Annotated in this window: 16 protein-coding genes; 13 read left to right on the forward strand and 3 right to left on the reverse strand. The window is 63.4% G+C overall.

The annotated features are described in order from the left end of the window. The first annotated feature begins 345 nt into the window (after window positions 1–345). From KPG71_RS16110 to KPG71_RS16120, 3 genes are all read left to right on the forward strand, one after another. Entirely contained in the window at window positions 346–2,142 is a 1,797-nt protein-coding gene (locus KPG71_RS16110) for an alpha/beta hydrolase (protein ID WP_216339187.1), read from the forward strand. A gap of 94 nt (window positions 2,143–2,236) precedes the next feature. Then, entirely contained in the window at window positions 2,237–3,220 is a 984-nt protein-coding gene (locus tag KPG71_RS16115; RefSeq protein ID WP_216339189.1) for a hypothetical protein, read from the forward strand. A gap of 352 nt (window positions 3,221–3,572) precedes the next feature. Further along, window positions 3,573–4,646, forward strand: coding sequence for an HPP family protein (locus KPG71_RS16120; protein WP_367397373.1), 1,074 nt, complete (start codon window positions 3,573–3,575; stop codon window positions 4,644–4,646). A gap of 9 nt (window positions 4,647–4,655) precedes the next feature. Here KPG71_RS16120 and KPG71_RS16125 read toward each other — a convergent pair whose 3' ends face one another. From KPG71_RS16125 to KPG71_RS16135, 3 genes are all read right to left on the reverse strand, one after another. After that, a complete protein-coding gene (locus KPG71_RS16125; RefSeq protein WP_216339193.1) occupies window positions 4,656–4,937 on the reverse strand; it encodes a DUF6522 family protein in 282 nt (93 codons plus the stop codon). Then, window positions 4,934–5,167, reverse strand: a complete 234-nt coding sequence (locus KPG71_RS16130; RefSeq protein ID WP_073035912.1) for a hexameric tyrosine-coordinated heme protein — start codon at window positions 5,165–5,167, stop codon at window positions 4,934–4,936. The genes KPG71_RS16125 and KPG71_RS16130 overlap by 4 nt, the downstream gene beginning before the upstream one ends. A 75-nt stretch (window positions 5,168–5,242) precedes the next feature. After that, a complete protein-coding gene (locus KPG71_RS16135; protein ID WP_216339195.1) occupies window positions 5,243–5,659 on the reverse strand; it encodes an Rrf2 family transcriptional regulator in 417 nt (138 codons plus the stop codon). A gap of 128 nt (window positions 5,660–5,787) precedes the next feature. Here KPG71_RS16135 and KPG71_RS16140 point away from each other — a divergent pair, with 128 nt between their 5' ends. From KPG71_RS16140 to cydX, 10 genes are all read left to right on the forward strand, one after another. Further along, window positions 5,788–6,189, forward strand: coding sequence for a group III truncated hemoglobin (locus KPG71_RS16140; protein ID WP_216339196.1), 402 nt, complete (start codon window positions 5,788–5,790; stop codon window positions 6,187–6,189). Window positions 6,190–6,204: 15 nt separating this feature from the next. Further along, window positions 6,205–6,690 (forward strand): hemerythrin domain-containing protein, encoded by a 486-nt coding sequence (locus KPG71_RS16145; RefSeq protein ID WP_216339198.1) that lies wholly within the window; start codon window positions 6,205–6,207, stop codon window positions 6,688–6,690. Beyond that, entirely contained in the window at window positions 6,683–7,027 is a 345-nt protein-coding gene (locus KPG71_RS16150; RefSeq protein WP_216339201.1) for a carboxymuconolactone decarboxylase family protein, read from the forward strand. Before KPG71_RS16145 ends, KPG71_RS16150 begins: the two co-directional genes overlap by 8 nt. After that, window positions 7,027–7,431 carry a DUF488 domain-containing protein gene (locus tag KPG71_RS16155; protein ID WP_253196316.1) on the forward strand — a complete coding sequence of 135 codons (405 nt, stop codon included), beginning with the start codon at window positions 7,027–7,029 and terminating at the stop codon, window positions 7,429–7,431. Before KPG71_RS16150 ends, KPG71_RS16155 begins: the two co-directional genes overlap by 1 nt. Further along, window positions 7,428–8,468 (forward strand): nitronate monooxygenase family protein, encoded by a 1,041-nt coding sequence (locus KPG71_RS16160; protein ID WP_216339202.1) that lies wholly within the window; start codon window positions 7,428–7,430, stop codon window positions 8,466–8,468. Before KPG71_RS16155 ends, KPG71_RS16160 begins: the two co-directional genes overlap by 4 nt. 150 nt (window positions 8,469–8,618) lie before the next feature. Then, window positions 8,619–10,256, forward strand: coding sequence for a thiol reductant ABC exporter subunit CydD (gene cydD / locus KPG71_RS16165; RefSeq protein WP_216339204.1), 1,638 nt, complete (start codon window positions 8,619–8,621; stop codon window positions 10,254–10,256). Beyond that, the gene (locus KPG71_RS16170) at window positions 10,256–11,935 is read left to right on the forward strand and encodes an amino acid ABC transporter ATP-binding/permease protein (protein ID WP_216339207.1); all 1,680 of its coding nucleotides are present in this window, start codon (window positions 10,256–10,258) and stop codon (window positions 11,933–11,935) included. Before cydD ends, KPG71_RS16170 begins: the two co-directional genes overlap by 1 nt. A 100-nt stretch (window positions 11,936–12,035) precedes the next feature. After that, complete coding sequence (locus KPG71_RS16175; protein ID WP_216339209.1) at window positions 12,036–13,646, forward strand: cytochrome ubiquinol oxidase subunit I; 1,611 nt, start codon at window positions 12,036–12,038, stop codon at window positions 13,644–13,646. A 5-nt stretch (window positions 13,647–13,651) separates the two neighbouring features. Then, window positions 13,652–14,800: a cytochrome d ubiquinol oxidase subunit II gene (cydB, locus tag KPG71_RS16180; protein WP_216339211.1), complete on the forward strand. Its 1,149-nt coding sequence runs from the start codon at window positions 13,652–13,654 to the stop codon at window positions 14,798–14,800. Between the two features lie 17 nt (window positions 14,801–14,817). Next, window positions 14,818–14,931, forward strand: a complete 114-nt coding sequence (gene cydX / locus KPG71_RS16185) for a cytochrome bd-I oxidase subunit CydX (protein WP_216339213.1) — start codon at window positions 14,818–14,820, stop codon at window positions 14,929–14,931. The last annotated feature ends 55 nt before the right edge of the window (window positions 14,932–14,986 follow it).

Below are 14,986 nucleotides of genomic sequence, written 5' to 3' on the forward strand. Positions count from 1 at the left end.
AGCTTGTGACGGCACAAGCAGGTTCATTGCATCACACCTCCGACACAGGGTGTCAACAACTGAGAGTTGCGGCAACGCCGCACAAGTGGACGTGCCTGAAATTCAGCCACCGCATCGGCGCCTGGCGGGCCGAAGGAACAACAATCGGACCGATGGCGATATCTTGGGCAAGGGATGGCCGGGTAGACCCCAGAACACGAAAAGCTTGATCGAAAACAATGACAGCCCATCTTTCCCGTGGCAGCATAATCAGGCGCGGACCAATACGATATTCCTGCGCCTGCACCGTCCGACATGCCGGCGTCCCACCCGGATAGCGCCGACAAGGATAAAGAAAGGCACGCAATGTCCGACACGCCGCTCAAGAGCGACCAGAATACGCTGCCAGTGCCTATGGCTCCGGCGGCGCTCTCCGAGACCCCTTCCTCCTCTGCACGGGACGGGTTTCATGACACGCTCGACCGCACCCTTGCCTCGGTCCAGGCGCGGATGACCATGGGCGTTTCGCCCTATGCCGCCGCCTCTGCATGGCAAGATTGGGCCCTCGCCCTGAGCCGCGCGCCGGGACGGCAGACCGAATTGGCCGAACGGTTCTGGGACAACCAATGGCAGGCGTTCAAAGGGGCGTGGGATACAGACGCGGGATTTCGCCCCGCACCCGGCGACCACCGGTTCGACGACGAGGGCTGGACCGCGCCGCTGGCGCGGGTTTTCAAGCAGAACTTCCTTGCCGCCGAAGACTGGTGGGCCGCCGCCACCCAGCCTCAGCGTGGCATGTACCAGCGCAACGCCGAACGGGTTTCCTTCATGGCACGCCAGACGCTTGATGCCATGTCGCCGTCCAACATGCTCTGGTTCAACCCCGAGGTCCAACGCCGTACTATGGAAACCGGCGGGCAGAACCTTGTGAATGGGGTGATGAATCTTGCCAATGACTGGCTCAGCGAATGCAGCATGCAGTGCGAAGACCCGTCCGAGGATTTCGTGCCGGGCCGTGACGTGGCCTGCACGCCGGGCAAGGTGGTGTTTCGCAACCATATCCTCGAACTGATCCAGTACGCACCGGCCACCGGGGCTGTTCAGGCGGAACCGGTCCTGATCGTACCCGCCTGGATCATGAAGTATTATATTCTCGACCTCAGCCCCGAAAACTCGCTGATCCGCTATCTGGTTGGACAGGGGTTCACGGTATTCTGCATCTCGTGGCTGAACCCCGGCGCCGAGGAACGCGAGCTGTCGCTGGACGATTATCGTCGCGACGGCGTGCTTGCGGCGCTGGACGCGGTAGAGCGGATCTGCCCGGACGAGAAAATCCATGCCTGCGGATACTGCCTTGGCGGGACGATCCTGAGCATCGCGGCGGCAGCCATGGCCCGTGACGGAGACGATCGTTTTGCCTCCATCACGCTGCTGGCGGCGCAGACCGATTTTTCCGAGGCGGGCGAACTGATGTTGTTCATCGACGATGCCCAGATCGCCTATCTCGAGGATCTGATGTGGGCCCAAGGCTATCTCGACCAACGGCAAATGGCGGGAACGTTCCGAGTGCTGCGCGCACGCGATCTGGTGTGGTCGCGCCTTGTCCGCCGGTATTTCATGGGCGAGGAAGAACAGGAATTCGACATCGGCGCATGGAGCAAGGACGCCACGCGCATGCCCTACCGGATGCATTCGCAATACCTGCGGTCGCTGTTTCTGGAAAACCGCCTGACAGCCGGGCGGTTCGCCGTCGAGGGCCGTGTCATCGCGCTCAAGGATATCTCGGCACCACTCTTCGTGCTGGCCACCGAGGAGGATCACATCGCACCGTGGCGTTCGGTCTACAAGACGGCGCTGTTCACCGACAACGTCCTGACATTCGCCCTGGTCAGCGGCGGCCACAATGGCGGCATTCTCAGCGCACCGGGCAAGAAACACCGGGAATACCGCCTTGGCCACCGGCCACCCGGTGCACAATATGTCGATCCCGACAGCTGGCACACCCGCTACGCGCCAACCTCCGGCTCGTGGTGGCCTGTCTGGACCGACTGGTTGCGCCACAAGGGCAAGGGCGAAGAAACGGCACCGCCCGGCATGGGCGCCCCCAAGGCCGGTTTTTCACCGCTTTGCGAGGCACCGGGCCTCTATGTCCAGCAACACTGAAATCCCGGCTGCCCCGCTTTTTCAGGGGGCGCAACAGCCCGCATTCCGGGCTTTCGCAATTCGTTCCGTGAAAACCGCAGGGAAGAGGCGCGTTGTGACCGAACGGGTCTTGCGCCGAACCCCCTTTTACGCCCTGCGCCGGTTCGATGTGGCGGAGCACGACCGGGATGCGGCGCCGGTGCTTGTGGTGCCGCCGCTCTCGGGGCACTTTCCGATCATCCTGCGCGATATGGTCCTGAGCCTTCTGGCGGACAGGCCGGTTGCGGTGCTCGACTGGTGCAATGTGCGCCATGTGGCCGTAGGATACGGGCGGTTCGGTTTCGACAGCAATATCCGCGCCATCGCCGACGCGATCCTGCAAATCGGCCCGCCTGTCCGTGTGATAGCGCTGTGTCAAGGCGGCGTGCCCGCGTTGGCCGCCACCGCGTATCTTGCCGCGCAGCTGCCCGGATCGGAACCGGCGGCGCTGGTTCTGATCGCCGCACCGGTCGATCCGCTGGCCAATCCCACGCCGGTGGTCGAGACCATCCGGGAACGGCCCTTGCTCTGGTATCGAACCGTCCCGATTTCGCATGTCGGGCGGTCCCATGCGGGGCACCGGCGCATGGTTTATTCCGCCGAAACCCAGCTTGCGGCGCTTCAGAAATATCTCTCTGCCGCCCAGGACGCCGGGTCCGAACTGGCCCGGAAAATGCGTGTCGATGACGGGGCCGATCCCCGGCATTTTCCGTTCCGCGATCTTTACACCTCGGTGATGGATCTGGATGCCCGGCACTATGCCGAAAATATCGACCGGGTGTTCCTGTCACGGCAAATTGCGTGCGGTACGCTGCACTTCGAGGGGCGGTGCATTCAGCCGGACGCGATCCATCGCACCACCCTGCTGACGGTCGAAGGCGCGTCTGACGCAGTGGCCGCACCGGGACAGACCAGCGCCGCGCACGCCCTTTGCCCCGAAGTACCCGACCGGAACCGTCAGAGCCTGATCGTCCCGGATTGCGGGCACTTTGCCCTGTTCCACGGAGCGACATGGCGCGATACGGTCTACCCGGCCATTACGGCCCACATCACGGGTTGACGCCTTCTGGATGTTTCATGCATCGGCTAAGTGGCCTTCGGAGGTCGGGGTGCTGTTGGATTTGCAGCTTTTTACTCTATCCGTCCCGTTCACCAGATCGGGCTCGTTTCAAAAAAATACATTCCCCCTTTTCCCGATCGCTCATGCAAATTCTCCGCATCCCAACCGCAGAACGGAAAGCGTGGCCCGTGAAACAGCGGCCAGACGGAATGACATCGACCCCGATTCAACGGCATGAGGTGCAAAGGGTTTTCATTCCGACGAGTCCTGTGGCAAAAGCCCGTCACATCACCTAGTCGCAAGCCGATTCCAAATGCTCCACAGGCACCTTCATCTATCCGGGTTTCTGCCGGTGCTCCCCCGCCCGGTCGGGCGCGAGGTGTGGCGTGCTTCGGCCGGTGCCGCCGTTGGCATCGGGCTTTGTGCAGCGGTGGCAATGGCCGTGCTGGACGCCGGGACCTTTCACCTGTCCCTGGTCGCTCCGCTCGGCGCGTCCGCTGTTCTGGCATTCGCCGTTCCGAATGCCCCGCTCGCACAGCCTTGGTCGGCAGTGGCCGGGAATACGCTATCCGCGCTGATCGCAGTGATCGTCCTGTCCCTCTATTCCGGGCCGTGGGCACCGGCCATCGCGGTGAGCCTCGCAATTGCCGCAATGATGCTTGCGCGCGCCTTGCACCCGCCGGGCGGCGCTGTTGCCCTTCTTGCGGCGCTGGACCCGGACCCGGTGATCGAAGCGGGTTTCGTCTATGCCCTGGCACCGGTCGGCCTGATGACCGTGCTTCTGATCGGGTCGGCCATCCTGTTCAACCGGATGACGGGCCGTGTGTATCCGTTCCGGCACACGGGCGATGACGAAGAACAGATCGAAGATGTCAGGCTCGGGCTGTCCGAGGAGGAACTGGCCACGCTCCTGCAAACCTACAGGCAATCCTCGAATATCGGCGTGGCCGACCTCGGGCGTCTTCTTGCCGCCGCCGAGCGGGAGGCCGCGAACCACCGGTTCGACAACGTCACATGCGCGGATATCATGACTGCGGACCTCATCACCGTGACGCCCGATACCGATATCCGGCAGGCCGCAAAACTGTTCCGCCAGCACAGGATCAAGAGCCTTCCGGTTGTCGGCACGGACGGTCGGTTCGGGGGGCTTATCCTGCAAGCGGACATCATCGACGCATTGGTGACATCGAAACTCGATCTGCGGATCGTGGGACGCGCCCCGAAAGTCACGGCCCAAAAGATCGCCCGCCCCGCAGACCGTTCCACGACAACCGATACCCCGGTGGGCCAGATCCTGAACCGCCTCGCGATTCAGGGAACCGAAACGGTGCCGGTCATGGCGGGCGAGCGGCTTGCCGGGATCATCACCCGATCCGACGTCATGCGCCTGTTGCTGACAGGGGCGCATGAGCGACAGACCGTGTGAGCCCTTTGTTCAACGGCCGGTGGCGATATCGCGGGTCCGGGCGCGCACCGGGAAGGTCGATTGCGACAGGTGCGTTCCGTCGCGATCCACGATCAGCCGCAACGCCCGCGCACCAGCGTAGAACGTGATGCGCCAGCGGCCTTCATCCTCGTCCTGCCCGGCCTCGCAAAGCGATGTGATGTGACCGTTTCGAATACGCGTTCTGACGTCATCAGGCGTCAGGTCAAACGCCGAGGCCAGCAGATTGGCATCAACGATGAACTCGTCGCCGTTCCGCTCGACGTTACTCATGATTTGCCCTGCCAATAGCCGTTTGCCGCAGCAACCGTGGCGAAATGCGTGGCGACCACCTGACTAACGGCAATCAGAGCGTCAGGGTCCTCGGCATATTCGGGCCGCAGCCGGTCGCGCACCCCGGCATCCGGTTGGGTCAGTTTCACAGCGACCCGCGAGAGTTTGACGGCAAGGTCATAGCCTTCTTCGGGAGTGGCGGTTTTCAGTGTCGGGAGCCAGCTTGTCATCGGTATGTCCTTCCGGTTCAGGTGGGGTATCAGATGAAATGATGTATCGCGGTCATCCCGGTCGGCCGCTGCACGTCACGCGGCGACCCGTTCGGGCAACGCGATATCCGCGAGGGTCGATTGGTTCAGGTCCTCGATAAAGCGGGCTTCGGCATGGCGCAGCCGCACCTTGAGTCGACAGCAGCCCTCGATCGTGCAGTTGTTCCCGTCGGGCCTGAAGCACTCGACCAGCGCCTGCCCCTGCTCCAGCAGTCGCACCACATCGCCAAGCCTTATTTCCCCCGGATCACGGCGCAACCGGGCCCCGCCGCTCACGCCCCGGCGGGTTTCGACGATCCCGCCCTGGGCCAGCCGTTGCATGATTTTCGTCAGATGATTGCGCGACAGTTTGAATTCTTCTGCCAATTCGGCGGTCGAGAACGCCCGGTCGGGCGCACTGGCCATCCGCATCAGCATTCGAAGCCCGTAATCGGTAAAGGAAGTCAGCTGCATGGTATACGATTGCCCTTAATTCGGTATTTACAATACCTATTTAACAGAGATAGGCTTGAATTCAAGTTCAAACGCCGGAGATTCCCGTGCCCTCCATCGACCCTGAAATCGTCTCCGCCCGCCCGCAAATGACCGCCCAAATCATGGCCCGGACCGGGCTGGACGAGGCCAAGCTGACCGAACTGGTGCACCGCTTCTACGACAAGGTGCGCGCGGATTCGGCACTTGGCCCGATCTTCGCGGAGCGGATTTCGGACTGGGACTCGCATCTGGACCGGATGGTGACCTTCTGGTCGTCGGTCGCGTTGATGACGGGCCGGTATCACGGGGCTCCGGTGCCGGCCCATGTCGGCCTGCCCGTGGACTGGGATCATTTCGACCGCTGGCTGACGCTGTTCCGCGAAACCGCGGCCGAAACCTGCCCGCCCGAAGGCGCGGCGCATGTCATCGAACGCGCCGAGCGGATCGCGCGCTCGCTGCATATGGCGGTCGAGGATGCGAAGCCCCGGACAATTCCATCACTGCTCTGACCCGAGGATACGAACATGACAAAACCACTGCCCCCGCAAGACCCGAGCGACCTGACCAGTTTCATCGAAACCGAGTATCACGCGAAACACCGTGCCCAGCTTCCCGAACTGGCGACCTTGTCGGAAAAGGTCGAAGCGGTCCATGCCGGGCAAACGGATGTTCCCGCAGGATTGGCCGACCTGCTGCACCGGATGATCGGTGACCTCGAAGTTCACATGAAGAAAGAGGAACTGATCCTGTTCCCCGCCATTCGCAACGCGGCGGCGGAGCTGGATGCGCCGATTGCGGCAATGCGCGCGGATCATGACGACCACGAAGCCGAAGTCGGCCAAATCCGGCACCTGACCAACAACCTGACATTGCCGGACGGCGCCTGCCGAAGCTGGACGCGGCTTTATACCGGGGTCGGTGAATTCCTTGACGATCTCGAAGAGCATATCCGGCTGGAAAACGATGTGCTGTTTCCGCAATTCGAAACGCGGGAGACAGGCCATGTCTGAGCTACACCTCCCAAAACCCACCAGGGACCTTGTCGACCGGCGTCATGCCCTGGCACCCGATACCGAAGACGCATTCCGCGCGTTCTCAAAGGCGGTGTTCGCCGAAGGGGCGCTCGATACACGCACCAAGCAGCTCATCGCGGTGGCCGTGGCGCATGTGACCCAATGCCCGTGGTGCATCGAGGGCCATGTCAAGGCGGCCAAGCGCGAGGGAGCCTCGGGCGAACAGATCATGGAAGCCATCTGGGTTGCGTCCGAAATGCGCGCCGGGGCGGCCTGGGCACATGCGCTCAAGGCGGTAGATCTGATCGACGACGCGGGCCAACGGGACAGCTGATGCCGTCCCGACCGTCCGTCTCAGACACCCCCGCCGGGCGCATCCGCATCAAGCGGATTTATCGCGCGGCGCGGGTGTCGGACGGCAAGCGGATTCTGGTCGATCGTCTTTGGCCACGCGGCGTGGCAAAGGACCGCGCCCGGCTGTTCGACTGGTGCAAGGACATCGCGCCGAGCGATACGTTGCGGCACTGGTTTCATGCCAATCCCGATCAGTGGCAGGACTTCGCCACGCGCTACCGGGCGGAACTCGCCACGCGCGAAGATTTGGTGTGCGAGCTTGCCGGATACGCGCAGGGCGATGTCGTCACGCTGCTGTATGCTTCGAAGGACGAAGAACACAATAACGCCGTCGTGCTGCGGGACTACCTGCGCCGATGGTTGGAAAGGGAGGGGGAAAAATGACGGACCGGCCTAATGACGAGCCTCTGCGAACGCCGCTTTGCGATCTGCTTGGATGCGAGGTGCCCATTCTGCTGGCGGGCATGGGCGGCGTGTCCCGGTGGGAACTGGCGGCGGCGGTGGCCAATGCGGGCGGCTACGGGATGTTGGGGATGGTGCGCGAACCCACCGACCTGATCACACGGGAAGTCACCGCGATGCAGGCGGCGACGGACCGGCCCTTTGCCGTCAACCTGATCCCGGCGGCGACCGAACCGCAGTTGCTTGGGGCACAGATCGCCTGTTGCCTCGATCTTGGCGTGACGGCCTTCTGCTTTTTCTGGGATGTAATGCCGGATGTAGTGGCGCGGGTGAAAAACGCGGGATGTCTCGTATTGCATCAGGTCGGCACGGAGGCCGCCGCGCGACTGGCCGAAGAGGCCGGGGCGGATGTGATCATCGCACAGGGGATCGAGGCGGGCGGCCATGTGCACGGGCGAAGCCCGGCCTTCGGGCTGGCGGAACAGATACTGGCCGGGACCGACCTGCCGGTCGTCGTCTCGGGCGGGATCGCGACGGGTGAAGGGCTTGCCGCCGCGTTGGCGATCGGGGCCAACGGTGTGCAATGCGGCACCGCCTTTCTGGCGACCGAAGAATCCTTTGCGCATTCCTATCACAAGTCCCGCATCGTCGAGGCCAAGGGCGAGGATACGGTGCTGACCGATGTGTTCGTTCTGAACTGGCCCAAGGGCGCCGCCGTGCGGGTGATCGGCAACAGCGTGACGGAGGGGCTCAAGGGACATTACCTTGGGCACGACCCGGACAGCCTGCCGCGCGAGACCATCGCCCATGACGACGATCAGCCCCGCCTGCGCTTCAGCACGGATTCGCCTTTGCGCACGACAACCGGCGATCTCGAAGCGATGGCGCTCTATGCCGGTCAGGGCGCGGGAAATATCCCCGATATCGTCCCCGCCGCGACGCGGCTTGCCGGGATCGCCTCGCAGGCCAGAAACATACTGGCCAGTACAGTCCGGGAGGGTTCTGGCCCGGCTTCATGAGCGATCTGGCAAAGGCCCCAGAGGCGCATTGGGGGGAGCCTGTGACAAAGCTGAGGCTTTAGGAATATACCTGCAGGGCGTATGGACTGTCGGCATGATCGAATCCGTCACACGCCAGCGCCAAATTGCGAGCGTCGCCACGCCAGAGCCATGCGACACCGATTAGATGCCGATCCCGTCGCGCAGGTGGCCTGGGCCGTTTCAGCGCTGCTGTGGATTCCGCAAGCCTGGTTTGCGGCCTCGCTGATTGCTGGCTTGCTGCAACAATCGTCGATGCAAGAGGTGACTACGAAACTCGCCCTTTTCGCACTTTTGGGCGGTACGCGCGTTGGTCTGGATCATGTCGCTCAAACACGGCTCGTCCGGGATGCGCGGCGCTCTGTCGCGATACTGCGGCAAGAGCTTCTGAACCGCGAGGCCGGGCGCAGCCCAAGCGATGACGCCCGCCCCGATTCCGGCGCGCTGGCGGCGCTACTTACCGAAAAACTGGACATGCTGATCCCCGCGCTGACACGCTACCAACCCGCGATGATGCGGGTTCGGATCGTCCCGCCTGTCATTCTCGTTCTGGCGCTGTGGCACTCCTGGGCCGTCGGGCTGGTCCTGCTGGTGGCTGGACCGCTCATTCCGGTGTTTCAGGCCCTTGTCGGCATGGCCGCCAAACAGGCCAGTGCGCAGCAATTGGAAGAGGTATCTACCCTGAACACGATGCTCCTGGACCGGTTGCGCGCCCTGCCCGACCTCCGGCTTCTGGGGGCCGTGGGACGCATGACCGAGGATTTCCGGCATCGGGCAGACGCCCTGCGCGAACGGTCGATGCGTGTTCTGCGTCTGGCCTTCCTGTCATCGACCGTGCTCGAACTTTTCTCCGCCATCGGTGTTGCCATGGTGGCGGTCTATGTGGGCTTTCTCCTGTTGGGGCAGATCGACTTTGGCTACTGGGCCAGCCCACTGAATGCGACCGAAGGCATCTGGCTGCTGATGCTGGCCCCGGCCTTTTTCGAACCCCTGCGCGAGCTGGCCGCCGCATGGCACGACAAGGCCGCCGCCGAAGCGGTCAATGACGAACTGGACATACTGCACGCGGGCGAATTTCTGCCCTTGCCCGGCGGCACCGGCAGGGCACCGGCCCTGAATGGACCGGCGCATATCCGAACCCGGTCGCTTGGCGTGCAACTGGCGGACCACCGGATCGTTTTCCCCGATCTCGATATCCCACCAGGTGCGCGCGTGGCCCTGACCGGGCCCAGCGGGTCGGGCAAAAGCACGCTGCTGGCCTGTCTTGCGGCGTTGCGCACCCCCGTTCATGGGACAATCGAGGTTGCCGGTCATGTGCTCGACCCGGCGACAGCCGCCGCGTGGCGCGCACGTCTGGGCTGGTTGCCGCAGGATATCCATTTCCTGAACCGCAGTCTTCTGGGCAACCTGTTATTGAACGGGCGCAAGGTTGACGACCCCACTGTGCAAGCCGCTCTGCGAAAGGCCCAGGCCGACAGGATCGTGGCGCGGCTGCCACATGGTCTGCACACCCGGCTTGGCGAAACCGGCGTGGGGGTCTCGGGGGGTGAGGCGCGGCGGCTGCTTATCGCCCGCCTGTGGCTTTCGCAGGCCGACGTGATCCTGGCCGACGAACCGACGGCGGATCTGGACCGGGCAACCGCCGACGCGGTGATCGACGCGCTTCTTGACCTGTCGGCCTCGGGGCGCACCCTGATCGTGGCGACACATGACACCGCACTGGCGGACCGGATGGATCGTGTCGTTTCACTCGACGGAGGGGTGCGCTGATGCGCTGGCTCTGGCGGATATACCGGCTGCTTTGGCGCTCCGACAGGGTGGCGATGCGGCGCGGGCTTGCCCTTTCGGTCGCGGTCCTTGTGGCGGGTGCAGCGCTGTTAGGATTGTCGGGATGGTTCATTACGGCGGCGGCCGGTGCCGGGCTGATCGGAATGGGCGCCGTTTTCGATGTCTTCCGCCCCAGTGCCGGGGTGCGGTTCCTTGCGCTTGGACGGACAGCCGCGCGCTATGGTGAGCGGGTGCTGACGCATGACGCCACGCTGCGCGCCCTGGCCAACCTGCGCGTGCGGCTTCTGGCAGGCATCGCTGCGCGGCCCTGGCGGCAACTGACACGGATGCGTGGATCGCAAACGCTGAACCGGATCGTCGCCGATGTCGATGCGCTGGACGGGGTGATGCTGCGCCTTGCGATCCCGTTGCTTGCGGGCGCGTCGACCCTTGGGCTTGGACTCGTGGTGCTGGCCTGGCTGGTTGCACCGGTCGTTGCGCTGTGGATGGTGGCCGTTCTTGGGCTGGGCGGCGCGGCAGGTCTCGGTGTGGCGGCACGGCGTTCACGCCGGGCAGCCCGGCGGGCCGAGGCAGCGATGCAGGACCTGCGAACCCGGAGCATGGACATGATGCGCGCCAAAACCGATCTGGCCATGCATGGCGTGCTGGATCGCGCACAAGCGGATTTTCACAACGCGGCAGACCGGATGGAAGCGGCCCGCGCCGAGGTGGACCGCGCCGAACACCGCGCCGCGCTGGCCCTTGGCCTGTCGGCGCTGCTGGCCGCCACCGGCGCATTGGGCCTTGGCGCATCTCTGGCGCAAAGCGGCACACTGACCCCGGCGCAGGCCGCATTGGGGTTCTTTGCGGCACTTGCCCTTGCCGAAATATTCGGCCCCCTGCGGCGGGGCATGGCCGATCTGGGGCGCATGGCAGACGCGGCGCGCCGCGTCGGGCGGCAACTCGATACTGCAACCGTATCGCATGACCCCGCCAATGATGAATGTAACGCCCCGCATACCCGATTGAGCTTGCTGGATGTTGGCTGGCGGGACAACAATGCGTCCGCCTCGATTGTATCGGGTGTGACGCTGGAACTCGGCCCCGGCGACATGGTGGCGCTCACGGGGCCAAGCGGGTGCGGCAAAAGCACGATCCTGCATCTCGCCGCCGGGCTCCTGCATCCGACCGAAGGCCGCGCGCTACTCGACGGGCGTGACCTTGCCGACTGGAATGAAATGGACCTGCGGGCGCGCACGGTCCTGCTGGCACAACGCAGCGTCCTGACACGCGGTACGGTGGCCAGCATCCTGCGTGTGGCCAGCCCCGAGGCCAGCAATGAAGAAATGCGCGCGGTTCTCGATGCCGTGGCGCTGTGGCCGGTCCTGGCCCGGCGTGGCGGATTGCAGGCGGAACTGGCCGAAACCGGCACGGGCCTGTCGGGCGGGGAAACGCGGCGACTGGCGCTGGCGCGCGTTCTGATCCGCCGTCCGGCGATCCTGCTGCTGGACGAGCCGACAACCGGGCTCGATCCCGCAACCGCGCGCGCGGTTCTGGACGGGGTGCGGACGATCTGCCCCGACAGCGCAATACTCCTCGCCTCGCATAGCCCTGTCGAAACCGAATGGGTGCGCGCGGCCGGCGGGTCGGTCATGTCAATCGGAAAAGATAGAGATTTCTGAATATTCCTTTGACCTGAATCAAAGATTTATCTGTGATACATCTTATTGATCTACTTGTACCCACGCCAAGGATGCCCTTCGGGGCCGGAGAGTAGACATTATGGAACTCGACATCGTTGAGCTGTCTCGCCTGCAATTCGCGATGACGGCCATGTATCACTTCCTGTTCGTACCGCTGACACTGGGCCTGTCGATCCTGATCGCCATCATGGAAACGGTCTATGTGATGACGGGCCGCCCGATCTGGCGGCAGATGACCAAGTTCTGGGGCACGCTGTTTGGCATCAATTTCGTGCTGGGCGTCGCGACCGGCATCACCATGGAATTCCAGTTCGGCATGAACTGGAGCTATTACAGCCATTATGTCGGCGATGTGTTCGGCGCACCGCTGGCCATCGAAGGACTGATGGCTTTCTTCCTTGAAGCGACCTTTGTTGGCCTGTGGTTCTTCGGCTGGGACAAACTGTCCAGGGTGGCCCATATGGTGGTCGGCTGGCTGGTGGCCATCGGATCGAACTTTTCGGCGCTTTGGATTCTGATCGCGAACGGCTGGATGCAGAACCCCGTGGGGGCCGAGTTCAACCCCATGACCATGCGCATGGAAATGATCAGTTTCTTCGACGTGATGTTCAACGAGGTCGCGCAGGCGAAATTCGTCCACACGGTATCGGCGGGCTATGTCACCGCCTCGGTCTTCGTGCTTGGGGTTTCGGCGTGGTACCTGATCAAGGGGCGGCATATTGAACTGGCCCGCAGGTCGATGACCGTTGCCTCGAGCTTTGGATTGGCCGCCGCGCTGTCGGTCGTCCTGTTGGGCGATGAATCCGGCTACAGCGCCACTCACACGCAGCGCATGAAGCTCGCCGCGATGGAAGGCATGTGGCACACCGAAGAGGCCCCCGCTCCCTTCACCCTTGTCGCCCTGCCCGATCAGGGGGCGCGCGAAAACCACTATGCGATCAAGATTCCCTATGCGATGGGCCTGATCGCCACGCGGTCCCTGACCCGAGAAATCCCCGGCATCAACGACCTGGTGGCCGAGTCCGATGAGCGCATCCGCTCGGGCCTCATCGCCTATGACGCGCTGATGACTATCCGTGACACTCGGGAAAACACCGCACCTGCGGTTCTTGACACCTTCGAGGAACACGGTGGCGACCTTGGCTATGCGCTGTTGCTGAAACGCTATGTCGAAGACCCGCGCGAGGCCACCGAGTCACAGATCGTGCAGGCCGCCAACGATACCGTGCCCACCGTCTGGCCGCTGTTCTGGGCGTTCCGCATCATGGTGGGGCTTGGCTTTGGCTTCATCGGCGTGATGGCCTATTTCTTCGTGCGCTCCAACTTCGGCAGCCGCAGCTACCCACGTTGGGCGCTGTGGGCAGCGGTTGCAATCATTCCGACCCCGTGGATCGCCGCCGAAATGGGCTGGTTCGTGGCCGAGTACGGCCGCCAGCCCTGGACGGTGGATGGTGTCCTGCCGACGGCATTGTCGGTCAGCCACCTGTCGGTCACGTCGCTGCTGCTGACGCTGGCGGGGTTCATCACCTTCTATACCGTTCTCTTCGTCATCGAGATGGGCCTCATGCTGAAATACATCGGCAAGGGTCCGGTTCAGGATGTCGAGGAAACCGAGAAATGGCGCATTCGCCACGAACACCGCCTGCGCACCCATGACGGGCGCGATCCATTTGCAAGCCCTGCGGAGTAAACGCCATGATCCTGCATGAATTGATTGATTTCGACATCCTGCGCATCATCTGGTGGGGTCTTCTAGGCGTGCTGCTGATCGGCTTTGCGCTGACCGACGGCTTCGATATGGGCGTCGGCGCACTGTTACCTTTCATCGCCAAATCGGACGAAGAGCGCCGTCTGGTCATCAACACCGTCGGCCCCGTCTGGGAAGGCAATCAGGTGTGGTTCATCCTTGGCGGCGGGGCGATATTTGCCGCATGGCCACCGCTCTACGCGGTCAGCTTTTCGGGGTTCTACCTTGCGATGTTCATCATTCTGGCCACCTTGATCCTGCGGCCCGTGGCCTTCAAATATCGTTCCAAACGTGAGGATCACCGTTGGCGCAACACCTGGGATTGGGCGTTATTCGTCGGTGGGGCGGTTCCGGCGCTGATTTTCGGGGTTGCCGTGGGCAACGTGCTGCAAGGTGTGCCCTTCCGCCTGACGGATGATCTGTTCTCGCTCTACGAAGGATCGTTCTTTGCCCTGCTCAACCCGTTCGCCCTGCTGGCCGGGGCGGTGTCGCTGACGATGCTCATCGCCCATGGTGCGGCTTGGGTGGCGGTCAAGGCCGAAGGGCCGGTCGTGGACCGCGCACGCCGGTTTGGCACGTTCGCCGGGCTCGCCGCAATGGCGGGCTATGCACTGGCCGGTCTCTGGCTGGCCGTGGGGATTGACGGCTATACCATGACCACCGAGGCCGTGGTGAACGGCCCCTCGAACCCATTGCTGACTGAGGTTGCACGCAAAGGCTCGTGGCTGGCGGCCTATGCCGCCCGCCCCTGGATCGTGATCGCCCCCGCGATGGGGTTTGCCGGGATGGCGCTGGCCTACCTGTCGCTCTGGCGCGGTGGCGAGGTTTCGGCGCTGCTGTTTTCGAAACTGGGGATCACCGGCGTCATTTCCTCGGTCGGGCTGACGATGTTCCCGTTCATCCTGCCTTCGTCGATCGACCCGCGCTCGTCGCTGACGGTGTGGGACAGTTCCTCGTCACACCTGACGCTGTTCGTGATGCTGGCCGTCACGGTGATCTTCATGCCGCTGATCCTGCTTTACACCGCCTGGGTCTACAAGGCGCTGTGGGGCAAGGTCACCATGGACGAGATCACGCAAAACAAGAACGCCTATTAAGGAAAGGAGCCCTAACCATGTGGTATTTCGCCTGGATTCTCGGCCTTCCGCTGGCCGCGCTGTTCGCCATCCTCAACGCGATATGGTTCGAGGTGCGTGAGGATTCCCGCCTGACGGAGGACGCGGATTGAGCCGTGGTCGCCAAACCGATCCAATCAGGCCGGGCCACAGTTGACAGCGCGTCAT

The sequence above is a fragment of the Roseovarius sp. PS-C2 genome (assembly GCF_018862045.1).
GTDB lineage: Bacteria > Pseudomonadota > Alphaproteobacteria > Rhodobacterales > Rhodobacteraceae > Roseovarius.